The organism is Ponticaulis sp. (assembly GCF_029210165.1).
In the GTDB taxonomy this organism is placed as follows: Bacteria; Pseudomonadota; Alphaproteobacteria; order Caulobacterales; family Hyphomonadaceae; genus Ponticaulis.
The window spans coordinates 2,283,035-2,309,814 of record NZ_JARGNT010000001.1; the positions used below are offsets into that span (position 1 = coordinate 2,283,035).

At 54.8% G+C, this 26,780-nt stretch carries 23 protein-coding genes; 13 read left to right on the plus strand and 10 right to left on the minus strand.

The features are described 5' to 3' along the window. The first annotated feature begins 78 nt into the window (after positions 1–78). On the plus strand, positions 79–1,071 hold the full coding sequence (locus P1U45_RS11120) for a YMGG-like glycine zipper-containing protein (protein WP_301059130.1): 993 nt from the start codon (positions 79–81) through the stop codon (positions 1,069–1,071). A 95-nt stretch (positions 1,072–1,166) separates the two neighbouring features. Next, entirely contained in the window at positions 1,167–2,081 is a 915-nt protein-coding gene (locus P1U45_RS11125) for a crotonase/enoyl-CoA hydratase family protein (protein ID WP_301059131.1), read from the plus strand. Between the two features lie 47 nt (positions 2,082–2,128). Here P1U45_RS11125 and P1U45_RS11130 read toward each other — a convergent pair whose 3' ends face one another. From P1U45_RS11130 to P1U45_RS11140, 3 genes are all read right to left on the minus strand, one after another. Further along, the gene (locus tag P1U45_RS11130; RefSeq protein ID WP_301059132.1) at positions 2,129–2,362 is read right to left on the minus strand and encodes a helix-turn-helix transcriptional regulator; all 234 of its coding nucleotides are present in this window, start codon (positions 2,360–2,362) and stop codon (positions 2,129–2,131) included. Further along, a complete protein-coding gene (locus P1U45_RS11135) occupies positions 2,355–2,831 on the minus strand; it encodes a hypothetical protein (RefSeq protein ID WP_301059133.1) in 477 nt (158 codons plus the stop codon). Before P1U45_RS11135 ends, P1U45_RS11130 begins: the two co-directional genes overlap by 8 nt. 78 nt (positions 2,832–2,909) lie before the next feature. Next, on the minus strand, positions 2,910–3,323 hold the full coding sequence (locus P1U45_RS11140; RefSeq protein WP_301059134.1) for a VOC family protein: 414 nt from the start codon (positions 3,321–3,323) through the stop codon (positions 2,910–2,912). A 261-nt stretch (positions 3,324–3,584) separates the two neighbouring features. Here P1U45_RS11140 and P1U45_RS11145 point away from each other — a divergent pair, with 261 nt between their 5' ends. The 3 genes from P1U45_RS11145 (at position 3,585) to P1U45_RS11155 (ending at position 7,816) form a co-directional block, all read left to right on the plus strand. Then, on the plus strand, positions 3,585–4,859 hold the full coding sequence (locus tag P1U45_RS11145; protein ID WP_022695075.1) for a nucleoside transporter C-terminal domain-containing protein: 1,275 nt from the start codon (positions 3,585–3,587) through the stop codon (positions 4,857–4,859). A gap of 116 nt (positions 4,860–4,975) precedes the next feature. Further along, a complete protein-coding gene (locus tag P1U45_RS11150) occupies positions 4,976–7,126 on the plus strand; it encodes a TonB-dependent receptor (protein ID WP_301059135.1) in 2,151 nt (716 codons plus the stop codon). 69 nt (positions 7,127–7,195) lie between these two features. Next, on the plus strand, positions 7,196–7,816 hold the full coding sequence (locus tag P1U45_RS11155) for a glutathione S-transferase family protein (RefSeq protein WP_301059136.1): 621 nt from the start codon (positions 7,196–7,198) through the stop codon (positions 7,814–7,816). On the opposite strand, the gene P1U45_RS11160 is transcribed toward P1U45_RS11155, so the two are convergent. Both P1U45_RS11160 and P1U45_RS11165 read right to left on the minus strand, forming a co-directional pair. Beyond that, entirely contained in the window at positions 7,813–8,253 is a 441-nt protein-coding gene (locus P1U45_RS11160; RefSeq protein WP_301059137.1) for a PaaI family thioesterase, read from the minus strand. The two genes, P1U45_RS11155 and P1U45_RS11160, sit on opposite strands and share 4 nt — an antisense overlap. Before the next feature lie 67 nt (positions 8,254–8,320). After that, entirely contained in the window at positions 8,321–8,905 is a 585-nt protein-coding gene (locus P1U45_RS11165) for a DUF2807 domain-containing protein (RefSeq protein WP_301059138.1), read from the minus strand. A gap of 178 nt (positions 8,906–9,083) precedes the next feature. Here P1U45_RS11165 and P1U45_RS11170 point away from each other — a divergent pair, with 178 nt between their 5' ends. Continuing rightward, positions 9,084–10,244 carry an acyl-CoA dehydrogenase family protein gene (locus P1U45_RS11170; RefSeq protein WP_301059139.1) on the plus strand — a complete coding sequence of 387 codons (1,161 nt, stop codon included), beginning with the start codon at positions 9,084–9,086 and terminating at the stop codon, positions 10,242–10,244. Between the two features lie 63 nt (positions 10,245–10,307). On the opposite strand, the gene P1U45_RS11175 is transcribed toward P1U45_RS11170, so the two are convergent. Continuing rightward, positions 10,308–10,565, minus strand: coding sequence for a hypothetical protein (locus tag P1U45_RS11175; protein ID WP_301059140.1), 258 nt, complete (start codon positions 10,563–10,565; stop codon positions 10,308–10,310). A 153-nt stretch (positions 10,566–10,718) separates the two neighbouring features. Beyond that, a complete protein-coding gene (hspQ, locus tag P1U45_RS11180) occupies positions 10,719–11,048 on the minus strand; it encodes a heat shock protein HspQ (protein WP_366144971.1) in 330 nt (109 codons plus the stop codon). 221 nt (positions 11,049–11,269) lie between these two features. Between hspQ and P1U45_RS11185 the strand changes: the two genes are divergently transcribed. The 6 genes from P1U45_RS11185 (at position 11,270) to P1U45_RS11210 (ending at position 18,402) form a co-directional block, all read left to right on the plus strand. Next, a complete protein-coding gene (locus P1U45_RS11185) occupies positions 11,270–12,310 on the plus strand; it encodes a Ppx/GppA phosphatase family protein (RefSeq protein WP_301059142.1) in 1,041 nt (346 codons plus the stop codon). Then, the gene (locus P1U45_RS11190) at positions 12,303–13,022 is read left to right on the plus strand and encodes an RlmE family RNA methyltransferase (protein WP_301059143.1); all 720 of its coding nucleotides are present in this window, start codon (positions 12,303–12,305) and stop codon (positions 13,020–13,022) included. The genes P1U45_RS11185 and P1U45_RS11190 overlap by 8 nt, the downstream gene beginning before the upstream one ends. A gap of 42 nt (positions 13,023–13,064) precedes the next feature. After that, entirely contained in the window at positions 13,065–13,727 is a 663-nt protein-coding gene (locus P1U45_RS11195; protein ID WP_301059144.1) for a TetR/AcrR family transcriptional regulator, read from the plus strand. Between the two features lie 168 nt (positions 13,728–13,895). Beyond that, a complete protein-coding gene (locus P1U45_RS11200) occupies positions 13,896–16,958 on the plus strand; it encodes a TonB-dependent receptor (RefSeq protein WP_301059145.1) in 3,063 nt (1,020 codons plus the stop codon). A gap of 180 nt (positions 16,959–17,138) precedes the next feature. Continuing rightward, positions 17,139–17,669: a cytochrome c gene (locus P1U45_RS11205; RefSeq protein ID WP_301059146.1), complete on the plus strand. Its 531-nt coding sequence runs from the start codon at positions 17,139–17,141 to the stop codon at positions 17,667–17,669. After that, positions 17,662–18,402, plus strand: coding sequence for a cytochrome b/b6 domain-containing protein (locus P1U45_RS11210; protein WP_301059147.1), 741 nt, complete (start codon positions 17,662–17,664; stop codon positions 18,400–18,402). Before P1U45_RS11205 ends, P1U45_RS11210 begins: the two co-directional genes overlap by 8 nt. A gap of 63 nt (positions 18,403–18,465) precedes the next feature. On the opposite strand, the gene P1U45_RS11215 is transcribed toward P1U45_RS11210, so the two are convergent. Further along, on the minus strand, positions 18,466–19,410 hold the full coding sequence (locus P1U45_RS11215; RefSeq protein ID WP_301059148.1) for a hypothetical protein: 945 nt from the start codon (positions 19,408–19,410) through the stop codon (positions 18,466–18,468). Between the two features lie 6 nt (positions 19,411–19,416). Next, positions 19,417–21,207: a CocE/NonD family hydrolase gene (locus tag P1U45_RS11220; protein WP_301059149.1), complete on the minus strand. Its 1,791-nt coding sequence runs from the start codon at positions 21,205–21,207 to the stop codon at positions 19,417–19,419. A 275-nt stretch (positions 21,208–21,482) separates the two neighbouring features. On the opposite strand from P1U45_RS11220, the gene P1U45_RS11225 reads away from it, so the two are divergent. Continuing rightward, complete coding sequence (locus P1U45_RS11225; RefSeq protein WP_301059150.1) at positions 21,483–23,684, plus strand: PQQ-dependent dehydrogenase, methanol/ethanol family; 2,202 nt, start codon at positions 21,483–21,485, stop codon at positions 23,682–23,684. 269 nt (positions 23,685–23,953) lie between these two features. On the opposite strand, the gene P1U45_RS11230 is transcribed toward P1U45_RS11225, so the two are convergent. Continuing rightward, the gene (locus P1U45_RS11230) at positions 23,954–26,761 is read right to left on the minus strand and encodes a phosphoenolpyruvate carboxylase (protein ID WP_301059151.1); all 2,808 of its coding nucleotides are present in this window, start codon (positions 26,759–26,761) and stop codon (positions 23,954–23,956) included. Between the last annotated feature and the right edge of the window lie 19 nt (positions 26,762–26,780).

Consider the following 26,780-nt stretch of genomic DNA (forward strand, 5'->3'; position numbering starts at 1 on the left):
CTCGTTTACCACAACGAAGCATTCAGACTGCGTTCAATGCGGGTTCGTCATATTGGCTGCATGGAAGGAGAATTTCCCATGCAAATGAAAGCCATTACCTCTGGAGTAGCTCTCGCCGCGATGATGGCGATCACCCCAGCCGCCAACGCCCAGTCCTCTTACTGGAGCTATGACGGTCAGACGAATTACAGCTCTTACTCTTCATGCGAACAAGCACGCAGCACACGCACGATGAACGGCGCGGCCGTTGGCGGTCTTCTGGGTGCCGGTGCTGGTGCAATGGCCGGCGGAGATGACACCCGCAACGCTATTGTCGGTGCAATGATCGGAGCCGCAGCCGGTGGCATTGTTGGCAATCGCCAGATCCAGTGTTCCGAATATCAGTATCCGAGCCGGAGCTCGTCTTACTCTACGAATTCGAACACCCGTTATGTGAATAGCCAGCCGACTTACGGCCACACATCGTCCAATGGTTATTACAGCAATGGCCAGTACAATAACGGCCATCATAACCAGGGTTATCAGACGACATATCCATCCCGCTCCTACACAACAACACGGACGCACAATAACGGCTATAGCAATAACAACCGTTATGGCAGCAGCACCTACAATAACGGCTACAGCAATAGCGGTTATCAGTCCGGTCGGACCTATACGACGTCGCGGACTTACAGCTCCCAGCCGACCTACAGCTACGGAAATAATAGCGGCTACGGTCACAATGGCATCTATTCCAGCCAGGGCAGCTATCAGTCCAATAACGGCTACCACAGCGGCAGCACATACCAGACCTCCAACCGGTATTCGCAGCCAACATATAGCTATCAGCAGCCTGCTACTCAGCGCTGGAGTTATGACGGCGAGACCATGTTCCGCTCTTACGGTGAGTGTGACGAAGCCCGCCGCAGCCGGACCCTCGCCGGAGGTGGTATCGGTGCCCTCGCAGGTGCAGGTCTTGCAGCCATGGCCGGTGGCGATGACACGCGAAACGCAGCTGTTGGCGCAGTCGTCGGTGGTGTAATCGGTGCCTATGCTGGTCAGCGTACGATCCAGTGCTCGCAGTACTGATCCGCGCAAATAATTAGGAAGTGACCTCGGGTTATACTTGATTTTACTTCCCAGACACGTCTTCACTCCCCGTCAATCAGACGGGGAGTTTTACTATGACAAAAAGAAAAGAGTTTGAGACAGTCATTCTTGAGGTCGAGGATGGCATTGCGACGGTTACGCTGAACCGTCCGGAGAAGATGAACGCCTTCACCGGCCAGATGATGCTCGACATCATCGCAGCCTTTGACGAGACAGACGCTGATGATGACGTGAAAGCGGTCATCGTGACAGGCGCTGGCGACCGCGCATTCTGCGCCGGCGCTGACCTCTCTCAAGGCGGCAAGACCTTCGACTACGAAGCACGTCAGGCGGGCGGCAAAGAGGCCGGCCACGCAACGCAGGAAGACCTGCAACGTGATGGCGGCGGCCGCTGCACACTGCGCATGTATGAAAGCCTGAAGCCGATTATCGGCGCGATCAATGGCGCAGCCGTTGGTATTGGCGCGACCATGCAGCTGCCTATGGATGTGCGTATCGCGTCTGACAATGCGCGCTTCGGTTTCGTATTCTCACGCCGCGGCATCACACCTGAAGCATGCTCAAGCTATTTCCTTCCGCGTCTTGTCGGCATCAGCCAGGCGCTGGACTGGTGTTATTCCGGTCGCGTGTTCAATGCGCAGGAAGCTCTTGATGGCGGACTGGTCAAAGCAGTCTATCCGCAAGCTGAACTGATGGGCGCAGCGCGCGCTTGGTGCCGCGAAATCATCGACAATACCGCACCGGTATCCGTTGCGCTGACACGTCAGATGATGTGGCAGATGCTGGGTGCCGATCACCCGATGGAAGCGCACATCATCGACAGCCGTGCGATCTTCGAACGTGGCCGTACAGGCGACGCGAAAGAGGGCGTCACAAGCTTCCTTGAAAAGCGTAAGCCTGAATACCCTGAGAAGGTATCTGACGGTATCGCGCCGCACTATCCGTTCTATCCGGAGCGTAAATTCCGCTGGCCGGAAAAAGCTGAATAGTCAGCTGACGAATTACGCGAAAAGGCCTGCTTTTGCAGGCCTTTTGACTATTCGGGAGCGCGATACTCGAGGATATCGTTTGGTGTGCATTCGAGTGCGAAACAAAGTTTGGCGAGTGTTTCAAACCGTATGCCTTTCACTTTTCCCGACTTGAGTTGGGATAAGTTTGCTTCTGTAATCCCGACTTCGATCGCTAGATCTTTGGCCTTACGCTTCTGCAGGGCCAGTAACACGTCCAGCCGTACAACGATGTCACCGAAGGGCGTAGAGGTATCAGACAAAGCTTTCATTCTCCTCATTCGCTCGGATGCCCTGTTCAAGGCCTATGTTGAGAAGGCTGATAATGGAGCAGGCTGAAAACAGAGAGACGATGATCAGATAATGAGATGATGTTTCGACGCGGAGGCGGTCCGCCAAATCTCCCATGGCAAGGTCGAGAAAACACATCAGGGAAGCAGCTAGCGCGAAACTTACGCTGATGAGTTTAGTGGTTCTGATTTTTCTTAGAACAAATGCCTGCGACTGTTGTGAATTCGCTATGATCCCAACCGCTGAAGCACCGATTAGAGCAATCAAAACAAACGGACTCATCCAAAGCGCAACCAAGAGCTTGGCTTTCAGAAGTCCATAATCAGTCAGGAGGGTCGGTCCTCCAGCTTTCCAGACTTCATAGGCTACGACTGAAAGGAAGCAGAATGCGTGAAATAAAAGGACAGCTGCGATACCGTCAGCAAGTTTGAAAATTTTCAATGTCACCTCCATGGCTTTCATGGAGATAAGCACAATTAATTATTTTATACAATAATTAAATTATTGTATGCGGTAAATTTATGCCGCGAAAATCTGGTCGAAATTGCGGAATGTCTTGAATTCCAGCGCCGTATTGCTGCCCGGTTCGCGGATGAAGAACGTGCCTTGCTCGCCTACTTCGCCCGTAAAGCGGATATAGGGGCCAATCTCGAATGGCACGCCCTTAGCGTCTACGCGGCCTGCCAGAGCCTGCCAGTCATCCCATTGCATGATGATACCGAAATGGAAGGCCGGAACCTGTTGCCCGTCTACCGGATTTTTGGCCGCTTCATCCATATCGTCGACGAGGTGACTGGTGATCTGGTGGCCGAAAAAGTCGAAATCCACCCAACGTTCGCTTGTCCGGCCAATGCTTGCGCCGATTACGTCAGTCATGAAGGCTGACGTCTTCTCAAGATTGGCGGTCGGGAAGGCAAGGTGAAATGGCTGCATTGAAGGCGTGTACTGCTTCGTTTGATATCCATGCGATTCTATACCGGCGAATCTCTCTGTCATCATGTTCGATGGTTTTACGCCACTCTGCAGAGCTATGCTGCACAGGAGATAAACAGATAGGCGCAGGCATGCTTAACCGGCGTTGCTGAGCGTATCAGACATGTTTTGCTGTGAATAAGGGTTTGCACCGGCAGGCTCTGCCGACTACAGAAATGTGTCGATCGGGCGGGAAACGCTCCGCGGGAAAAGGAATACGGTATGGATTGGGGCTGGGATAACGCGCGGGCGCTGCTCGGGCTGGTGGTGATTGTTGGTATCGCCTGGGCTGTTTCGGAAAACCGGAAACTCTTTCCATGGAAACTCGTGCTCGGCGCAGTTGGCCTCCAGTTTGTGTTTGCGCTCCTTCTGTTTGCCGTTCCGCCGGTTCGCAACGTTCTGTTCAAAGCAAATGTCGTTGTCGACGGCCTTGAGAACGCGACCCGCTACGGCACAGGTTTTGTGTTCGGCTATATCGGTGACAATACGACCTTCCCGGTAGAACAAGCTAATGCCAATCCCGCTTTCTTCTTCCAGATCCTTCCAATCGTTATTGTTGTTGCGGCGTTGTCCGCGATCCTCTGGCACTGGCGTATTCTGCGCTGGGTGACTAAAGCCTTTGCCTTCATTTTCGCGAAAACCATGGGCCTTGGTGGCGCGACATCTCTGGCTGTGTCTGCGAACATCTTTATGGGCATGACCGAAGCACCGGTCCTCGTAAAACCATACATCAAAGGCATGACCCGTTCGGAAGTCTTCGTTCTTATGACAACCGGCTTTGCGACCATCGCTGGTTCCGTTCTCATCATTTATACGACCTTCCTGCAGCCGGTTATGGCTAATCCGCTCGCCCAGCTTCTGACGGCGTCTATCGTGGCTGCGCCTGCGGCGGTCGCCCTTGCGCTGACGATGGTGCCTGAAACCGTTGCGATCTCAGATCGTGCGCACGAACCTGACTTTGAATACGAATCTACAATGGACGCGTTTTCATCAGGTGCCAGCACAGGCCTTCAGATCGTTCTGAACATTGCGACTATGCTGATTGCCGCGCTCGCGCTTCTCTTCATGGTGAATGCGGCCCTCGGCGCCGCGCCGGATGTAAATGGCGAGGCGCTATCTATTCAGCGTATTCTCGGCTGGATCTTCATGCCACTCATGTACATGACGGGTGTGCCGATGGAAGAGGCGGCAAAGGCCGGCTCTCTCATGGGCATCAAAACGGTTCTGACTGAGTTTGTTGCCTTCCTCGACCTTGCGAACACGCCTGCAGATCAGCTGTCTGACCGCTCACGCATTATCGTTGCGCACGCGATTTGCGGCTTTGCGAATTTCGGCTCTATCGGCATTCTGATTGGTGGTCTCACCATCATTGCTCCAGAACGCCGTGACACATTCCTCAGCCTGTCATGGAAGACACTTCTGGCCGGTACGCTCGCAACATGCATGAGCGCGTGCATAGCCGGTGCGCTGCCAGCATCACTTTTCCTTGGTGGCTGATCTGCAACGCTGTGAATGAAGTTGGGTAGAGTTTACTCTATCCAGCTTGATTATTGCGCGACAGGGATACAGATACATCTCATGACGCCCTAAAAACGGGTGCAGGGAGGAAGTCTATGTCGCGTTTAATCCGTCTTCTTGGTGCAGGTTCTGTTCTGGCTCTCGGCCTCGCAATGCCTCAGGCATTCGCGCAGGTTGGGGATGATGAGGCGTACAGAACGGATGAATGCTACATTACCGACTGGGACGCTGAAGAAGACCGCCTCAGAGAAGTTGTAAGGCGGCAAGGCGTGCAAGACTGGGAATATGACGTCGTCACGTTAGGTCTACCGTGCAGTTTGATGACTACGGTGAACGTTGTTGGAGACCGGCTTAGCAGCGAGCCTGGTTCCCTTTCTCGGGTCACAAAGGGTGAAATCCGCGAGACGTTAGCAGACCACCCAGCGGAAATACTTAATAGTCTACCAGGCGTAAATATCCACACAAATTCCGGACAGGAGCACCTGATTGCTATTCGCTCGCCTGTTCTCAATGGTGGCGCTGGGCAGGGGAGCTTTTTGGTCCTGCAAAACGGTGTCCCAACGCGCTCCCCAGCCTTTGGCAATGTTAACATGTTGTTCGAGACTCATCATGAGATTGCAGAGCAAATTGAAGTCGTTCGAGGTCCTGCATCGGCAGCTTATGGTTCCAATGCGGTGCATGGGTTAGTGGACATAATAATGCCAACCCGAGGCGTCGAAACGGAGGTTTCTGTTAGCTCATCGACCCTTTCCCGCACGCGCGGCGACATTGTGACGGGAAATGGTAGTCAGGTTCTCGGCCTGTCCGTGCAACATGATGCAGGCTGGCGCGATGATACCAGCGTCGATCAGCAAAAGCTTTATCTGGCGACGGCGGTAGAGTTTGCGGGCTGGTCGGGGCAGGCATGGCTATCGGCCATGAACCTCAACCAGGAGACGGGTGGCTTCATTCAGGGCTTTGAAGCGTATGAGGACGAGGACGTTTCAGAAAGCAATCCAAACCCCGAAGCCTTTCGTGACGCGAAATTCGCCATGGCGGCTATCGATTTGAACCGCTCTTTCGGCGAGTATGATGTGAATGTCACGCCATATGCGCGCTGGCAGGAAATGGAATTCCGTCAGCACTTCCTGCCGTACAAAGGCTTCGAAGAAAACAGTCATTCCGCCTTCGGTGTTATGGGCGATGTGACCCGTCGCTATGATGACTTGCGCTGGACGGTAGGTGGCATGGTCGATGCGGCAAGCGGCGACCTGCTTGAAACGCAGCCCGCGCCATTTGGTTTCTTCCCGGGCGATAGTCGTTTCCCTGTCGGCGTTCACTATGACTATACGGTCGAGACGCTGGCTTTCGCGCTCTGGGGGGAGCTGGAATACGAAATCAGTGACGATATTCGGGTTCTGGCGGGACTTCGCGCCGAAACACATGACTATGATTACACTACGCGCGCGCCATCCGGCGTAAATGGACGCTTCAACGTGCCCGCAGACCGATCAGACAGTTTTGATCTGGTGACGCCGAAGCTCGGTATCATCTGGTATGATGCTATCGGCAATGTGGCGCTCTATGCGAACTATGCGCGAGGCCAGCGTGCGCCGCAGGCATCCGACCTCTACCGTCTGCAAAGCCTGCAAACGGTAGGCGAGGTGAAATCCGAAACGCTGGACAGCCTTGAACTTGGCGCGCGCGGTGCGGTTCTGGACGGGCGTCTCTATTTCGATGTCGCCGCCTATGTGATGGAGAAGGAAAATTACTTCTTCCGCGATGCGCAGGGGCTCAACGTGATTGGTGGTCGTACTGACCATGTCGGCATTGAAGGACAGGCTAGCTTTGAGGTGACCGACACTGTGACGGTCTCGGGTAATTTGAGCTGGGCCGAGCACACTTACGCCTTCAATCGCGCGGCGAACGGCATTGTCGATGGTAATCCGATCGACTCTGCGCCTGAATGGCTGGGTGATCTCCGCATTGCATGGGCGCCTACTGACCGCTTGGATGCCAGCCTCAGCCTTGAATATGTCGGCGAGTACTTCACGAATGAAGCGAACACGGCGAGCTATGACGGTCACACTGTTGCGTCTGCACGTGCGAGCTATGATCTGACGGATCAGCTTGAAGCCTTCGTTATCATCCGCAACCTGACAGACGAGCGCTATGCCGACCGGGCTGACTTTGCATTCGGCAATCACCGGTATTTCCCGGGCGAACCAATGAATGCAACATTCGGTGTGCGGGCCTCCTTCGATTAACGCTGCGTGACGGGTTGAAAAACTTCACGTCCGGACCGACTGTCTAATCAGTCACTGGGAGTGAAACATATGAAATTATATAGTGCCAAAGGCGCACCGAATCCGGATCGCGTAACCTTCTTTCTGAAAGAGAAGGGCAAGCTTGATGAGGTCGAAATCATCGAACTAGCGCTTCTTGAAGGTGAGCACCGCAGTTCAGACTATAAGTCTGTGAACGAGCTTGCACGCGTGCCTTCTCTGAAACTGGATGATGGCACCGTGATCGGTGAAAGCCGCGCCATCTGTACTTACCTGGAAAGCGTTTTCCCGGAGCCTAACCTGATGGGGCGTGACGGGCTGGAGCGCGCGCAGATCGAGATGTGGGATCGCCGTGTCGAGCTCATGCTGATGATGTCGATTGCAGGCTGGTTCCGTCATGGCCACCCACGCGCTGCCGCTTTGGAAGCAAAGCAATCCAAGGAATGGTCTGAGATGTCAGAAGAGCAGACGCTGAAGACGGCTGATTATTTCGACCGTGTTCTGGAGCGGACCGAGTTCGTTGCTGGTGACCGTTTCACGAATGCCGATATCACGCTGTTAATCTGCATGAATTTCGGCCTGTATATGCGCTGTAAGCTCTGGGAAGGGCGGCCTAACCTGTCTCGTTGGTTCGAGGCCATGCAGGCGCGCCCTATGGCTGCCAAAGACTAGCTGTTTGGCCGCTTACGCAGGATTTTGATTGTTCCTGAGAAATTGAGGCAGGGCGTTCCGTTGGCGGTGACGACACCGCGTACAAACACAACTGAACGGCCTGCTTTCAGAACTTCGCCGCGCACTTCCATCATGTCGCCGACGGATGCGGCGCTGAGAAATTCTGAATTCATGGAAAGCGTGACGCCCGGTGTCTCGTCATTGATGATTTCATCGGTGATAACGAATAGCCCGAAATCGGCGAAAGACATCATACAGCCGCCATGCATATTGCCGTGGCCGTTCATGTGGCGAGGCTCCGCCCGGAAGGCACCGACCATTTCGCCATTGTCGTCTTTCTTCATATAGAACGGACCGACCAGCTGGGATTCATAGGCGTCGCCATCCCAATAATGCCAGTCTGCAAATTCACCCTCGGTCTTTAGTGTATACCCCATAGAAAACGGCCCTGTTCGTTAGAATCAGGACCGTCTTTAAGTTCTCAAAAGAGTGAGGTCTAGGCCTCTAGCGGATCTGGCGAACCTGACCGCCGCCGATCACGCTGCGGTTTACTTCAGGTGAACCGATATAGCCGATTTCGCCGCCGCCAATGATGGAGACATTGAGCTCTGTCGCTGCCGCTACGTCAATTTCGCCGCCGCCAACAATAGATATGTTCACTTCGTTTGCCTGTACGGAACGCGCATCAATGTCGCCGCCACCGACGAGGGCAATGTTCAGCTCGCTTGTATTCGGGAAGTCACCATCAATCATCATGTCGCCACCGCCAGTGATCGCGATGTTATCGATAGATGGAAGAGTGACCACAATTGTGTCTGCATGGTTGTCGCGGCACTGGCGGTCGCATTCAAGAACCAGTGTATTGTCATCCAGACCGACAAGCCAGCCTTGCGCTTCAGCTTCCCTGTTCACAGCGAATGTGCGTCCGTGCTGAATGTGGACGTCGCCACCACCACGAAGTTCCAGGCCGTCAAAATTTGATTGAGTAATGTTCTGGGAGCCCACAAGATCAAGATCATCGTCGTCAGCGTTGATGACGATACAGCCGGACAGGAGTGTAGCAGCGAGCAGAATTGGAATGAGTTTCATCAGTGGTCTCCGAATTATTGAAAAACGATACAACAATTATCGTTTTTCGGCAAGTGAAAATATTTTCACGTTTAATCCGGGCCGCCTTTCCCATTGTCATATTATGCCTGCAGTTCTAGTTAGTGTCCGACACTATATCAAAGTCGCTATATAAAAGTTGCGCGGGAGAAACACGTAAATGGCATATGATCAGGAAACACGGGATGCGCTGATTGAAATGGTTCGTCGTTTCGTCGACGAGAAGTGCAAACCGATTGAAGGTCAGGTTGCTGAAGAAGACGCTGTTCCACAGGACGTCGTCGACGGCATGAAAGAGCTCGGCCTGTTTGGTATTTCCATTCCTGAAGAGTTTGGTGGCCTTGGCCTCAACATGGAAGAAGAAGTGCTTGTTGCGCTGGAGCTCGGCCAGACATCTCCTGCATTCCGTTCCGTCGCGGGTACAAATATCGGTATCGGTTCTCAGGGCCTCGTCATGTGGGGCAATGACGAACAGAAAGCGCAGTGGCTGCCGAAAATCGCAAGCGGCGAAATTATCACTTCATTCTGCCTCACAGAGCCTGAAGCGGGTTCGGATGCGGGCAGCGTGAAGACGCGTGCTGAACGTGATGGCGACCATTACATTCTGAACGGCACGAAGCGTTACATCACAAACGCAAACAAGGCCGACCTTCTGACGGTTATGGCGCGCACTGATCAGAACACGCCAGGCGGCAAAGGCCTCTCGTCCTTCCTCGTTGAAACGACAACTCCAGGCGTGACCATTGGTAAGCCTGAGAAGAAAATGGGCCAGCAGGGCGCACACGTTTGTGACGTAATCTTTGACAATGCACGTGTGCCTGTGGCGAACCGCCTTGGCGAAGAGGGCGATGGCTTTAAAGTCGCCATGTCCGTTCTGGACCGTGGTCGTCTTCACATCTCAGCGGTTTGTACGGGCGTTGCAGAGCGACTGATTTCCGAAATGACGAACTATGCTGTCGAGCGTAAGCAGTTTGGTGAGCCGATTGCGAACCATCAGCTGGTTCAGGCGATGATGGCCGATAGCTATGCAGAAGCTTATGCAGCGCGCTGCATGGTGCTCGATGCGGCGCAAAAGCGTGACCGCGGCGAGAACGTAACGCTGCTGGCGGCAAGCTGTAAGATGTTTGCGTCTGAGATGGTTGGTCGTGTCGCTGACCGTGCAGTTCAAGTCTTCGGCGGTGCCGGCTATATCGCTGATTACGGCATTGAGCGTTTCTACCGCGATGTACGTATCTTCCGCCTCTATGAAGGTACAACGCAAATCCAGCAGATCGTTATCGGTCGTGGCCTCGCGAAACTGGCTAAAGACGGCCAGATCTAACGGTCAGCCATCCTGATTTGGAAAAGGGGAGCTTCGGCTCCCTTTTTTATTTGGGGCTCAGGGTCAGGTGTTTGGACCGTCACCAATCATTCCGCCAAACAGAATGATGACGAAGACGACAAGCAGAACCAGATAGATCCAGATTGATGGATCGCCTCGGCCTCCATCACCTGCTTCTCCGGTTGCTTCTGCTGCTTCAGAGGAGTGAGTACCGATCGGGAAGGACCGGCCGTCTCTTGCGACGCCGGACTTGCGTTTCATGTACCGCGCCCGGCGCGCACGCATGCGGTCGTAGACTTCTTTGTTTTTGTTATTTTTCAACATCGATCTCCCAGCCGATGCCGCCGTACCCCTACGAGCATTACATATATGTAATCTGGGTTGTCTTGGGTGAATTAGCAAGTCTTGAGCGAGCGATTTCGGTGGGCGGGCAAAGAAAAAGCCCGGCGCTGGACCGGGCTTTATGTCGTCAGATTAGTTAGCCAATTCGGGCCGGACCCTATAAGCCTGTCCATCCTGCTCCATGAAAATCTCGTTGATTTGCGGATGGTCAACAGGGCCGCCATCAGCGTCATCCAGCAAGTTTTGCTCGGAAACATAAGCCACGTAATGGCTTTGCTCGTTTTCCGCGAGCAGGTGATAGAAAGGCTGGTCCTTACTTGGCCGTACATTCTCCGGAATTGATTCCCACCACTCGTCGGAGTTTGAGAATTCCGGGTCGACGTCAAAGATCACGCCTCGGAAAGGGTAGAGACGGTGCTTGACGACCTGGCCGATCTGAAATTTTGCCATGCGATCTGTCATTTTGAACAACCTCGTCACTTCGGTTCCCTATAAAGATAGATGCACCTACCCCACTCAACAAGATGTCAGAGCTTTTGCTTCTGCATCACGTCTGCTAGTCTGGTCGCAACTTAAGCATTCAGAGCGGTACTATGCTCACCTCCAAAGCGTCTCAAAAGAAGAGGCGTCGGCGGCCGAAACAAAAAAAGCCCGATCGCAAGCCCGTATACGCGGCTATTGATTTGGGTACGAATAATTGTCGTCTGCTGGTCGCAGAAGAAAAAGGCCGGCGGTTTCGGGTTGTCGACTCATATTCTCAGATCGTCCGTCTGGGCGAAGGTCTCACATCTTCAGGCATGCTGTCTGAAGATGCGATTGAGCGCACCATAAGTGCGCTTTCTGTCATTCGCGACAAACTCAAGAATCATAATGTGAAGCGGCTTAAATGCGTCGCAACGCAGGCATGCCGTGCGGCAACCAACGGTCGTGAGTTCATTGAGCGCGTTCAGAAGGAAGTCGGACTGTCCTTCAAGATTATCTCACCGAAAGAAGAGGCGCGTCTGGCCGTGACTGGCGCCCTCGATCTGCTGGAGAATGATAAGGAAGTCGCGCTCGTCGTGGATATCGGTGGCGGCTCAACGGAGCTGTGCTGGGTCGATATTGCAAAAGCGAAGAAGCGCGGCTTGAAGAACTCACTGGAAAAGACGCCGATGATCGCTTGGGCAAGTTTCCCGTTAGGCGTCGTCACCTTGTCAGAGCAGTTCCCGGAACGGCCGGACGACCCGAACTGGTATCCGGAAATGCTGGCCTATGCCCGGAATATGCTTCAGGAGTTTAAGAGAGGGCAGGACTTCTCTGAAACCTTTAAGGAAAATCGTGGCCACCTGATTGGAACGAGCGGCACTGTGACCAGCCTGTGCGCGGTGCATCTCGATCTGGATAAGTATATCCGGTCCATCGTGGATGGTAGCATGTTTGCCCGCGAGGATGCGCTGGCTGCCCGTCAGCGCCTGTCTTCACTGACGAAGGCGGGGCGGGCACAGATCGGCTGTATTGGTGACGGTCGCTCGGATCTTGTGCTTTCAGGGTGCGCGATCCTTGAAGCCATATGGGAACTCTGGCCGTGCGAGCAGATGCGTGTCGCCGACCGGGGCCTGCGAGAAGGCCTGCTCATGTCGCTCATTCACGGAAAGCCGCCGCGCAAACGGCGCCGCAAATCAAATAGTGATCAGGAAGGTGACGTGTCTGACGCACCACCTGAGAAGGAGGCCGATCTTGGCTGATGATGGAAAACGTCGCTGGAACGGCAAAGGTATCGGAGCTGGAAAAGGCTCTGCTGGTCGAACCGCGAAGAAGAAAACGCCCGCCTACAACGCGCGAACCGAAAGCTCCAAGCGCTGGATCGAGCGCCAGCTTTCTGACCCATACGTGAAGAAAGCGCAGGATGCGGGGTATCGCTCGCGTGCCGCCTTCAAGCTCAACGAGCTTCAGGAGCGATTCGAGATCATCAAAAAGGGTGATGCAGTCGTTGACCTTGGTGCCGCGCCTGGTGGCTGGGTGCAGGTTGCGCTGTCGCTCGGAGCGTCCAAAGTGGTCGGTATCGACCTGCTCGAGATCGAGCCGATTGTGGGCGCTGTGCTCTTGCAGGGCGATGTGGCTGACGAAGCGGTCATGAAGCAGCTCGAAGGCGAGCTGGGCGGACTTGCGGACGTCGTGCTCTCGGACATGGCGGCGAATACGACAGGCCACAGACAGACTGATCACCTTCGTACGGTGGCACTGGTCGAGCTTGCGGTAGATTTCGCGCTTGATGTACTCAAACCGGGCGGGACGTTCTGTTCGAAAGTCTTTCAGGGCGGAACCAGCCCTGAACTTCTTGAGCGGCTGAAAGCAAACTTCACTGAAGTTAGGCACGCAAAACCGCCGGCGAGCCGGGCGCATTCGCCCGAGATTTACGTCCTTGCCAAAGGGTTTAAGGGCAAGCGTAAGGCGTAGCCCCGGGCGTTACGTGCGGTGAAATCAAGTGAGGCAGAACAAATGGCCAATAGCGAAACACCGGTAAAGCCAGCCACGCGAAAGCGGGTGCCAAATGTCGAGCGCACAGCCAGAACACGCGCAAAGCTGATTGAAGCCACTATCGCATCTCTGCATGAAATCGGCTTTCATCAGACGACCACCACGGTCGTCGCGCAACGAGCTGGCGTTAGCCGGGGCGCAATGCTCCATCATTTCCCGACCAAGGCGGATCTGATGATGGCAGCTGCCGAGCGTATGCGCGATATGCGTGGTGAGTTGCACCGGGAGCGGCTATCGAATTTGGAAACGCCTGCGGACAAGTTTCTCGCGCTCATCGATGTGCTCTGGGAGGCAATGGTCTCGCCATCCGGCGTTGCTCGGATCGAACTTATGCTCAGTACAAGGAGCGATCCGGACATGGCTGAGAAGTTCGTTCGTATGAATGACGAACTCGATAAGCGCCATAAGGAGAGCGTCTGGGGGCTGTGCCAGTCAGCCGGAATGTCGGGTCATGAGGCGCGCGATAAAATCTACGCGTTCGTTCAGCTCTACGCTGCGGCATTACGTGGTCTTGCGATCGACGCTTTGCGTGAGGAGAGCCGTGAAGGCGCCGATTCGGCCGTCGAGCTTCTCAAAACCTTCCAATTGCAGATCTTCGAAGAATTGGTGGCGCGCCAAAACTGACCTTACGGCAAGGTTTGTGTGATAAAAACGACACTACTACAATATATCATCATATAGCGAACGGTGTTCACTAACATAATAGGTATTTACATTCTCACCAGTCATGCCTCTAAATGTGTTTAAGACCCAAAAAATGGGTCTGTATATAAAATACAAGTGGAGGAAATTATGAGGGCTGGATTGAAGTACGCCTCTATGGCGGCTTTAGCTTTTGCTATTCAACCAACATTGGCTTATGCGCAGGACGACGTCGAGCGCATTCAGGAACAAGCTGAAGATGAAGTGTTCACGCAGCAGCAGGTTGTTGTAACCGGTTCTGCGATCCGTGGCACACCTGAAGACGCGGCTCTGCCGGTTAACGTCTACTCAGCTGAAGACCTGCAACTGCAAGGTAGCCCGTCTGCGCTGCAGTTCGCGCGCGAACTTCCGCAGTCTGGTCCAACGTCTGGTGAGGCAAACTATTTTGGTGGCGCTGAACTTACAGGTTCACCAAGCTTCAACCTTCGTGGTCTCGGTGCCGACAAGACTCTGACGCTCCTTAACGGACGTCGCATGAGTGAAAACCTGTCTAACATTCCGGGTATCGCGATTGGTCGTACAGAGGTTCTGAAAGACGGCGCGGCCGTTATTTACGGTGCGGACGCTGTAGGCGGCGTCGTGAACTTTATCACACGCGAAGGCTTCACAGGCTTCGAAACCACCGGCAACTACATGCACGTCGACGGTTCTGACGGCGAGTGGGATATGGGCTTCATCGCCGGTTGGGGAGAAGGCGATACAAACTTCTACATCGCTGCTGAGTGGGAGCATCGTTCCCGCCTCGAAACAGAAGACCGTGACTGGGCGCTGGTTCCATACACAGAGAACCCGACACCATGGTCCTTCCTGACCAACCTGACAGGCTACCTGCCGCAGAATACAAGCTTTGGTATTGGTAACCTAAACTCGTTCCTGAACGACTTCACGCAAGATTCGTGTGAGTCTGTCGGTGGTGTCTACGCGACTGACCAGACGGTTACTCCGGTCTGTCTCTATAACTATGCGTCTTACTATAACCTCGTAGAAGACCAGGACATCTATCGCGTATATTCTCAGTTTGATACCGTCATCAACGAGAACATGAACTTGCATGCTGACTTCTCTTACGGTCAGGTTGACGTTCCACGTGTATTCGGTTCTCCGTCCCTTCCGACGACGCAAGGTCCGGCGACAACAACCGGCGCGACATTCCAATACTTTGTTCCAAGCTCGAACCCGTATGTTGCAGAGTTTGCAGCACGCACCGGTTGGGACCAAAGCGCTCTGTTCGGCCTGACTGATCGCTATTCTGCGTTCCTTGTTCGCCCGTTCGCACACAACGGTAACCCTGTCATGGGCCGCGGCGAAGGCTTTGGTTCTGCGGCAAGCGTTAGCAATCAAGTCTGGCGTATGTCTGCTGGCATTGACGGTACTCTGGGTGACTTCTTCGGTCGTTTCTCTGACATCGGCTATGATGTTGCTGTGACGTACAACTCTGCACGTTCAACAAACACAAACCCTGACTATCTCGGCTACCGCTTGCAGGAAGCTCTTAATGGTTTTGGTGGACCGAACTGTGTGGCGGCTGACCTTGATTCATCTCAGCTGGGTACACAAAACCCTGCTGCAGCTGGTCAGAACGGCTGTCTCTGGTTCAACCCGTTCGCGTCTTCTTTCGCACAACAGCCTGAGCTTGGTCTGGCTAACCCGAACTATGTTCCGGGTGCTGAAAACCCAGATGAGCTCGTTGCATGGCTGTTCGACGAGCGTCGCGATGAATCTACGACAGAAAGCATCACATTCGACGCAGTATTCGATGGTGTTCTACCAGTTGAGCTTCCAGGCGGCACAATCGGTTGGGCTGTTGGTGCGCAAGGCCGTATGGTCGAGTACCGCGAGTTCGTTCCTAGCGAGCTTTATAACGGTGCTACACCATGTGCGTGGCCAGTTGGTCAGCGTCCGCTGCCAAACGGTCACCCTGACTTCAATGGCTGTACAGCTAACGAGCCGGGTCCTTACGGCTTCTTCGGCACGAACACACCTGACTACTTTGACCAGCAGTCTTACTCCTTCTTCGCAGAGACAAACCTTCCTCTGACTGACGACATCAATGTTCAGGCGGCGGTTCGTCGTGAGGAGTTCTCTGGTGGTCTGGGCGCGACAGTCTACAAAGTGTCTGGTAAGTGGCAGCTGACTGATGAGCTCGCGATCCGCGGTTCTTACGGTACCAACTTCCAGGCGCCGCCGATTTCACTGGCTCCGGGCAACATTGCTAACCTCGTACGTTCGTACACGGTTGCAAATGGTGCATGGCTCGCAGCTTCCACTGTCACTCAAGCGGGTGTTCAGCCGGAAGAGGCGGAAAGCTGGAACATTGGTGCGATCTGGCAGAGCGATGGTTTTGCGTCTGATCACGATCTGACGATCATTGTCGACTATTTCGACATTCACACGATGGGTGAAATTGGCGAGATTGCTCCGCACAACTTCATCGCTGACGCAGTGTTCGATCCGAATGATGGTATCGACCTTTGTAGCCACCCGCTTATCAACCGCGTTGAATTCAACGGTGGTTGTGTGCAAGGCACGACAACGCCAGCTGATCTGAACCGTGTCACAACTGACTTCGGTAACGGTTCTGACCAGTTCACATCGGGCTTCGACTACCAGATCAACTACTCGTTCCCAATTGGTGCGGCTGACGCGTCATTTGGCCTGACGGGTACAAGCATCACGGAACTCATGACGAGTGCACGTGTTCTGGATGGCTTCCAGGTGACACCGGACGATGATCGTCTCGGTTATCTGAACTTCTCATCTGTTGGTTTCTCCGCGCCGAAGCACCGTATCAATGCGTTCTTCAACTATAACCGTGGTGACCACAACGCCCGTCTGACAGCACGTTACGTGTCTGGCCTGACGGACGAACGTGGTGGCGTTGACCCGGTCGGTATCATTCCTGGTTCCGCACCGCCGTACACTGCAGACGAGTTCGTTGGTCCGTTCACGCGTGGCAACGAGATCGACAGCACGCTGACGTTCGACTTCACATACGTGTATGACCTGAACGACAATTTGCGTCTCACAGGTTCTATGCAGAACATTCTGGACGAAGAACCACCATTCGTTCGTGCAGAGTTCGGCTATGACCCGCGTATGGGCGTGAATGCGCTCGGTCGTACGATCGAAGTTGGCTTCAAATACACTTACTAAGGTGTAGCTGAGCGAAATTAAGGTCCGGCGGTGTTCTGCACCGCCGGATTTTTTTTGCTATATCGTACAACAAACTGTGAACCGGTTGCCTGATTGACGAGTTACCCACTCAACCTTACGGTTTTCCTAGGGTTAAGCGATGGGATGATGACGGCATCCGTTTACGAAGAGGGGTACCCAATGAAGAAAGTTATGTTCGGCATGATTGCCGGTTCTACTCTGTTGCTGGCTGCATGCGGCGGCGCAGAGGAAGAGGTGGCAACACCTGAAGCTGAAGCGCCAGCTGCAACTGAAACAGCTGAAGCACCTGCGGCTAACGCCGAAATCGTGGCAATTATCGAAGCGCGTCAGGATAATCTGAAAGAGATGGGCGCGAGCATGCGTGCCATCAGTGAAAGCATGCGCTCGGGCAGCCCTGACGCTACGCTGATCTCTGAGAAAGCTGATATTATCGCAGGTCACGCAGCTACGATGGGTGACTGGTTCCCTGCAGGTTCTGGCCCTGAGGCGGGTGTCGAAACCGAAGCTCTGCCAACGATATGGGAAAACCCAGAAGGCTTTGCTGAAGCTGTTTCTAACTTCCAGACGGCTGCTGTAGCGTTTCAAGCAGCTGCTGCATCCGGCGACATGACTGCGACAGGCGGCGCTCTGCGCACACTCGGCGGTACTTGCGGTGCCTGCCATGACGATTTCCGTGTAGACGATGACTAGTACGGACGCTGTTCCGGTCCGGTCCCAGAAGGTCTGGGACTGGACAGTCCGCACATTTCACTGGGGTCTGGTTTTCCTTATCGCCTGTATGTGGTCGACAGCCGAAGGCCACGGCATATGGGAGACGCTCGATGGTTTCATGGTGGAGCAAGGGTGGATAACGTATGGCTGGGGCGAAATGGGCTGGCACCGCCGGATTGGCATGCTTGTACTGTTTCTCTGGTTTTATCGCGTCTACTGGGGGCTTTTCGGGGCTTCTACGGCGAAGTTTTCCGACTTCGTAAAAGGTCCGGGCAAAGTCATCGCCTATGCGAAGTCGCTTACCAAGGGCAATTATAAGCCATCAACCGGGCATAGCCCGCTCGGTGCGCTGAGTGTTGTTGCTCTGATACTCGTGGTCGGTACACAGGTGGGAACAGGTCTTTTCACGATAGATGTGAATGGTCTGGAATCCGGTCCGCTGTCTAAATTTCTGGAATTCGATACGGGGCGTCTGTTCTCCGAGTTTCATGAAATGAGCTTTCGGGCGCTCTACATTCTGATCGCCCTACACGTACTGGCAGTTCTGGCTTATCAGTTTTTACTGAAGGCTAATCTGGTTCGACCGATGCTCACAGGCAGCCGAAAGGTCGAAGAGGGCGCGCCGGAAAAAACAGTTCGGGCGCCACTTTGGAATGTTGCGCTTGGCGTCGCGATCGCGATTGGCCTCACCTGGCTCGTCTGGACAGTGTGAATGTAAAGTTGGCCGCAACTCATGCGGCCAACATAATGGCTTTCAAATAACCTCAGCTGCCTGTCAGTTGAGGTTTTTCTTTTGCACAATCCATTCTGGATCTGAACAGAGCATACAATCAGCGCCAACGAACCAGCTCTCGGCTTCTGAATTGTCTTTCAGCTGCCATTCCAGCCACGCGGTAATGACTTCTGCAAATCGGCCACCATTGCGATGACGGTGCGTTGCTATGTGACCCGCTCCTTCCATCACGCCGTAGAAAAGCGGTACATTATCGATCCGCTCGAAGTCATCATTAGAGTTTTCAAAGGCAACATCATTTGAGCCGCCGTTGATATAGAGTGTGGGGGTGTGGATCAGGGCGAGATCGTCCTTTGTGGCCGTCGATATAGAAAGTCCGGGGCGGGAGCCTGCATTGAACACGCCGCTATTGATTACGCCTATCGTATCTACGCGAGGGTCGTCGGACGCTTCTATTGTCATGAGGCCGCCGCAGGATTGGCCCATGACTGCGATACTGTCGGCGTCAATGCGGGCGCCTAAACCCGCAGGCAGGGACGGGCCGCTTTCGAGCCAGTCTATGGCTTCTATCATCTGAGGCCCTGTCGTCGATGGCGCATCGGCGTGCGTGTCGTAAAGCCCTACTGCGACGACGAAGAAGCCGTGGGACGCGACTTTTGTCAGAGTCCGGTAAAATGACCGTCCATCATTTCTGCAGGCGCCATTTCCCCAGACCAGAACTGGCAGGGCTTTTTCGCCGGAGTTTTCCGGATAATATATCGTGTGCGTTGGCAGCCCCGGCGCAGGTGCAATAACTATATCCGGGTAGGGGCCAAGTTGTGTTCCCGGGCCGTCCGGTTCGGTCGCTGACGATGTCAGGAGCGACATATCCATGCCTGAAAGTGGCGGCGTCGCTGAAGAAGATTGAGGCGTTTCGGTTGTTCCGGCGGTACATCCGACGATCACGCTATGAGTAAGAAGTGCGGTGGATATCCATAAAGCTTTCATAACGGCTCAGTCTCCGCTGATTGGAATGATAGGTAGCTCGATATGTGATCTTGTCTCCCCGCCAGTCAGAACACGGATCTCGCCTTCAGTGTCCTGATCTCCGCCAACAGCGGCGAAGTTCAACAGGATGCGGATACGGTGTCCCCGTTGGAAGATGTACGACATCGGAAGCATATCAAAGCTCAGTTCCGCTGGTACGCCGGGCGTTAACGGCTCAGCATCATCAGACGTGAAGCTATGCCATGGAAGCCCGAGATGATTGTAGGGCGGCTCCTCCGTCGCTCTGTGGCTTGCACGAAGACGTCCGAGCATCTGGTATGTTTGTGAGGTTCCGTCCGGTGCGACGTCCAGCAAGAAAGCCGTGACATCAGCGTCAGGTTGATCGCTTTCAATCCACAGGTTCACAACGGGGTGTCCCGTGACCTCTAAATCGTTCTGAAGAGGTTCGGTTTGGAAGATCAGACCTCCATCCGGCACTGACAAACTCACTGTTTCTGCGGTGGGTGGTGAGCTGAAGCCGACTTGCACAGAGGATTCCGTCTCAGGCTGATCACGGATTAGTGTTCCGTTTGGCGATAGGTGAAGGCTTGTGCGGACTTCCGTTTCAAGCGGCCAGACTTCGCTTTGGCGCCATGCAGATCCCTCTTCAGCGTTATAGGTGTAATAAGTGACGGCAGGCTCATCCATGACATTGTTTTCAATGCCTTTGAGCCAGTGATCAAAAAAGCGCAGTTCCTCGACAACGAGGTCTAGCCCGGTATCTGCTTCCACTGTGGACCAGTCGCAGTGCGTCGCCGGACCGGCCAGCAATTTTGTATTATCCGGATCAAGATTATTGAAAGTGAAGAACGGTCCGTGACGGGATCCTGCCTCATCCCAGTTGGCGACAGAAAAAACACCCGTTTCCGCCTGGCGCATGTCATCCAGGTATGTATGCGGGCTGGACACGGACCACCATTCGAGGCCTGTGGCCTGTGAGATGCTATCGCGGAATGGCACCTGGCCGACAGAATCGATATTTTCTGCGTGCTCTGCGATCGCGGCAGTCAAAAGCGCAGCTGCGTCGGGTCCGTCAACCGGTACGGCCATCGCATCGCGCCTCGCGACCATGTCCCGTCCTGGGTTGGTGCCTGGCGGGGCGATCGGGCGTTCACGGGCGATGCCCCCATTCACAGCAAATGCATAGGCATCGAGCTCTGCGCTCATCGGTACAATAGCGCGGAGCGATGGCGGGCGTGTCGTGAGCGCCTGCATCTGGCTCCCTCCAGTCGCGGAACAGCCCCACATACCAATATTGCCGTTTGAATAAGACTGATCTGCGAACCATTCAGTAATGTCATAAGCGTCCCAGCGGGCGGCTTCGACCCACTCGCCGCGATTATAGCCGATATTGCGTCCGAAGCTCGCAAACACGCCGCGAAAGTCGACGATAGCGACGTTGTACCCGTGAGGGACCAGTTCGATGGCGTATCCCGGATAGGCTTCGACGGCGGGTTCGCCGCGGAATGAACGGCGGTTATAAGGAGAGTGCATCCAGACGACGGGCAGCGGCTCGTCTGCGAGCTCTCCGTCCTGCGTCGGCCGGAATAAATCGACGGCGAGGCGTGTGCCATCTCGTACTGGTACGTAGAATGAACTCCGCTCGTAACCGTCGTAAGAAGGTTCTGAATAGCCGCTATACTGGCCCGGGGCCGAGATAAGGTTTTCGTCGGGCGCTGTGACGTGACTGCACGCTCCGATTGTCGCCATTGATATCAGGCATGCTGCCGAGATCAGACCTGTAAGACTGCGCTTCATTGTATTTCCTCCCGATAGGGCAGCCACACTCTCGTCTTTTATGCGAGTGTTGTAGTCTCCTATATTCAATTGCTGACAGAAGGCGGGACGAATTTCCAGAGGGTGGGATCAAAAAAACCGTCAAATTATACTGTTTTTATAATCGTGTTCAAAAAGCTTGAGCCGAACGCGCGCAATTTATACAACGTAAAAAAGCAAAACAACGATCGCCGGTAAAAGGCGACACGAATTGATTGGTCCCATAAAGCGCGGATTAATCGGGGAGGACGAAATTGATGATTGAAAAACGCGACTTGTTTGTCGGCGTGGCGGCCATGGCTTGTCTTGCAATTCAAGGCTGTTCACAGACTGAACATACCGCAACTCCGGTCGGCGCTGATACGCCTGATGCGCAGGTGACCCGTCAGATCGGAACTGATGACCTCGTAAATGCGGCCAGCAATAACAGCGAATGGCTCTCTTATGGCCGCACATGGGCGGAGCAGCGTTACAGCCCGCTGGATCAGGTGAACCGCGAAACCGTCGGCGATTTGCAGCTTGAATGGTTCGCAGACCTCGACACGGCGCGTGGTCAGGAAGCGACGCCGCTGGTCATTGACGGCAAGATGTACATCACCACAGCATGGAGCCTTGTGAAGGCTTATGACGCGGTTTCCGGTGAGCTACTCTGGGAATATGACCCTGAAGTTCCCGGAAGCACAGGCGTGAAGCCATGTTGTGACGTGGTGAATCGGGGACTTGCAGCGTGGGGTGAGCATCTTTACTTCGGGTCACTGGATGGACGTCTCATCGCGCTGGATCGTGAAACCGGTGAGGAAGTCTGGACGACAGATACAATCGTTGATCACGAGTTACCGTATACGATTACAGGTGCGCCGCGCGCCGTGAACGGCATGATTATGATCGGTAATGGCGGCGCTGATATGGGCCGTGTTCGCGGTTATATGTCCGCCTATGACGCGGACACCGGTGAGCTAATCTGGCGCTTCTACACTGTGCCGGATAATCCAGATGCTGGTGAGCAGCCTGAATATCTGCAGGCCGCTGCCGAAACATGGACGGGCGACTGGTGGGAGGTCGGCGGTGGCGGCACCGTCTGGGACTCCATGGCCTACGATCCGGACCTCGACCTTCTCTATATCGGTGTTGGCAATGGCGCGCCCTGGAACCAGCAATATCGCTCTCCTGAAGGCGGCGATAATCTCTACCTCTCTTCGATTGTCGCGATCCATGCGTCCACCGGTGAGTATGCGTGGCACTTCCAGACTACGCCGGGTGAGACATGGGATTTCACCGCAACCCAGCACATCATGCTCGCTGAGCTCGAGATTGATGGCGAGATGCGCGATGTCCTGATGCAGGCGCCGAAGAACGGATTCTTCTACGTGCTGGATCGTGAAACGGGCGAGTTTCTGACAGCGAATAACTATACCAATGTAACCTGGGCTCTCGGGATCGATCCGGAGACTGGGCGTCCGGTAGAGAACCCTTCAGCGCGTTATCTGGATGGACCGGCGCTGGTGTTCCCAAGCCCGTTCGGCGGCCATAACTGGCATCCTATGGCGTTCAGTCAGGATGAGGAGCTGGTCTATATTCCGGTCCATAACCTGCCTATGCCATTTGATAGTCCGGATGAATGGGGCTTCGCTGATGCGAGCTTCAACATCGCGATTGGTAATCGGGGCACCGGGGCTGTTGTCGGAAGTGGCGACGATCTCATGCAGCGACCAGCAGCTGGCAGTCGCACACTTGAAACCACTTCGACCGTTGAAGACTATCAGCCCGTTGAGCCACGTTCGCGCGCTATGGGGTCACTCGTTGCGTGGGATCCGATTGCGCAGGAAGAGCGCTGGCGCGTTGAGTATCCGATCATGTGGAATGGTGGCCTTCTGGCGACAGGCGGCGGTCTCGTCTTCCAAGGCACAGCGACGGGCGAGTTCCGCGCCTACGACGCGGCCGATGGCACTCAGCTCTGGTCGCATCCGTTGCAGACAGCCGCTATCGCGGCTCCAATGACGTTTGAGCAGGATGGCACGCAGTATGTGGCTATCCTAGCAGGGTGGGGCGGTGTGTTCGGCCTTAATGCCGGACTGGTCGAAAACCGCAGCCGTCTCTTTGTCTTCTCTCTGGAGGGCGAAGCGGAAATGCCTGAAGCTTATCCGCTACCGGAAGGTGTTCTTGATCCGCCAGCACTGTCCGGAGACGAGGCAACGATTGCGCTGGGTGGTGAATATTATGGTCGTTTCTGCGTCACCTGCCATGGCGGCGGCGTGATCCCTGATCTTCGCTATTCCGCAGCTCTGGAGCGCGAAGAGACCTTCATGTCGATCGTCCGTGACGGTGCTCTTGAGGGCAATGGCATGGTTGGCTTTGGCGATGTGATTGGTGAAGAGGCCATTTCGGCTATTCGTCAGAACATCATCTGGCAGGCTCATCAGGAGCGAGCTCGCCTCGATCCTGCTGCGGCGGCCGAATAGCGTGTCTTCATATGTCTTGAGAAGGGAGGGCGAAAGTCCTCCCTTTTTTGTTTGGCGACCTCACCAATGAAACAAGATTGACTGACTGTTTTTGTAGGGTTAGCAATTCATGGTGTTTAACGTGTTCAGTCATACGGACGGGAGCCTTGTCGCGCCGGTCTGTAGGGTAGACCGGCGCGTTAAAATCGACAGGGCAATGCCCGGTTTGGAAGTTTATTCTCCCTCGCTACCAACCCCATCGGTTTTCCGTTGTGGTTGGTAGCACCCTTTTACCCGTAAGCGAGATGTGCGTGACTGATTGCGCGGCTGATCTGATGGATCAGTTTTTGAATATCCATGAGTGGATCAAGGAATTCTTTGTGAAGTGCGGTATAGTCCGAGGTCGTCAGATCTCCGCGCTCTTCGCGAGGCTCCTTCAGATCAGACAACTCTACGATATCGAGGGCTGATTTCGGGAAGAGCTTTCGCAGTAAGCCAACCGCTTCTTCGATACGCATTTCAACAATCAGATGCTGTACATCATCAATGTCAAACCCGTGCCGTTCCGAAATCGTCGGCAGGCTGCCCGCAATCTCCAGGGCGCGCATCATGGCGCCCTGACGCATTGCATGAAGCGCGTGGATCGGCAGGCGCGCTTCGTGTCGATAGGAGACCGATGGCGCGCTCTTCAGGCGTGAGATCAGCTGGTCGAAACGGCCAAGGTCAATCGAGAGATGGTCGGCGCAGCGGTTCATAGCGGCCGAAATACGTTGGGACCGGACCAGGCGGTACATCATGGTTCGTGCGGCTTTGCGGTCTGCATCGCCGCTGCGCTTTGTGCACGCCACCCAGAAGCTTGGAGAGTAGACCGCCGCATACGACCGCAGCGCAGGTATGGAGGTACGGACACGGCCAAATAACGCCAGATCAACTAAGGCACGCAAGCGCGGAGAATCGTCAATCAGCTCGACGAGTTCATCAATGTCTCGTTCCAGCGCGGAGCCGATGCCACACGCCGTGTTGGCGAGGGCGCCCAGCTGTTGAAGCGTGGCATTGTGAGAAATCGCGCGAAGCGAACGTGGGCCGGCAGGGCCTTTGGCGCGACGTTTCGGGCGCGATCCTGCGTCGAGCAGGAAGCCGCCAGCGAATTCGCCCAACAGGACTGCATAGTCGGGATCATCAAACAGCGTCTCGTGCCAGAGACGAAGCGCGCGATAGAAGTCCCAGACAAGGCTGGAGCGTTGGTAGAAAGGGTCGCTGTCGTCATGCTCCTGCGTGAACACACCTTCGCGTACAAAAGCGAGATAGGCCGAATCCGACAATGGCTGGTTTGCAAAGTGGATATATCCGTCGCCGCCCTGAAAGCTGACTTCATTGCGAAGCGGCACGCCGAGTCGTGAACAAAGTGACGGCGTGTGTGCGGGAAGAACGTGGTTCAGGCGGGCTTTGAAGTCGCCCGGATAAGCACCGCGCCCGGCGGACTCGCCATGCGTATTGAAGAACAGAAGTGCAATACCCGGCATCTGTTCAGCCAGCGCGGAAGCGATGTGGGACTGGATTCGTTCGATTGCGATGTCTGCAGCAACTTGCCCGATAAAGCGACCCGCGTCCGAGAAGCCAAGCTGGATGGATAGCTGGCCGCGCGTGCGGGCATAATCCTGAAACTCCGGCACTTTCAAAAGGCGCGCTACGAAGCGGCCACCATTTTCAAGTGCCTCAGGTGTTTCGAACAGAGGCGAGATATCCAGTTGCGCCTCAACGCCGTACTGGCGCGCAAGATAGAGGGCGCCCAGCACTGTCGCAGGGTTCTCACTCTCTGCGATGAGGAAGCGGATCGGGGTGTCAGCATCAATATGTTTGCTGATTTGAGCGCAAAGCATGAACTGGCGGCGGGCTGTGGATTGTTCCAGGAACAGGTCGCCGAAGTTGATCTTTGCCGGAACGGTCGCACGTAGCTTGTCTGCAAGCGTGTCGAGCGCGACTTGACCAAGATCATTGTCTTCCGTGAGGAAGCCAAGGTCGCGCCGGATCACTGACTGGATTTGAGCAGCATTGATGCGAAGATGGACGCGGGCGGTACCGAAACCGAGGATTTCCATCTGGCGCGACAGCTGAAGCAGGCGAAGTGCCGTGTCGTCGTCTTCACCGTCCATAAGCGCTGCAACACGTTCTGACAAAGCGCAAATGCTGACGAGATTTTTGTCATCGTTCTCGGTCAGCGTGTTTGCTGCCTCGACCATGAGCTCTGCCTTAGACAGATCGCCGAAGAAGAGGTCGGATTGTTTTGCCGCGAGCACCTGCGCGGTTTCAAGCTCCGCAGTCAGGGCTTCAATCGCAGCTGCATCTTTAGCGCTTTGAGCAATGCCTTTCAGAATGATTGCATAGCGGCCGATCTGTTCGGACTTTTCTTTCAGGCGATAGGCAAGGCTCGTCCACCAGTGAATGTCGCTTCGGCCATCAAGGTCGTAACCGACCCATGAAGCGAGTGTTGGTGCGACAGGACGAAGGCTGCGCCACTGACTTGGATAGGAGGTGCGGGCGGTCTGCAGAACCGCTTTCAGGTAACTGCTGACAGACGCTTGCGCATTGGCAATCGCACTCTGGGCTTCTTCATGCTCTTGCTGGAGCGTGATGCCCTGAGTGTCGTCCGTTTGCGCCGGGGCCGCATGTTCCGTTGCGTCTGACACGGCGAGCTCTGCAAGACGCTGACGCTCGCTGAGCGGGTTTGCGAAGGTCGGGTGGGCAGTGAAGACAATGCCGCCAACGGGTGTTTCAACGCAGTCTTTGAAAGCGTCGAGCCCTTCAGCGGCTTTCTGTGAAAGCTTCTCGTTGATCATCTCCCATGGAGATTCCGGAAGGTGCAGCTCGTGCTGCATCGCGATGAAGGCCGCGCGTTCACTGAACAGTTCGTCGGTAATGTCCTGCACGGGCGCGCTGAGCGCATCGGCGCTCAATTCGCCTTTAGAGAGGGCGAAAAAGTAATCCTGAGCCAGTCTGAAAACAGAATTGGTCTGCGGGTCGCGTTCGATATCGCGCGCATAGAATTTCAGACGCTCATAGATCTCATCTTTTTTCAGGGGAAGGTCAGCGTTTTCCATGATGATGAGCCTTGAGATT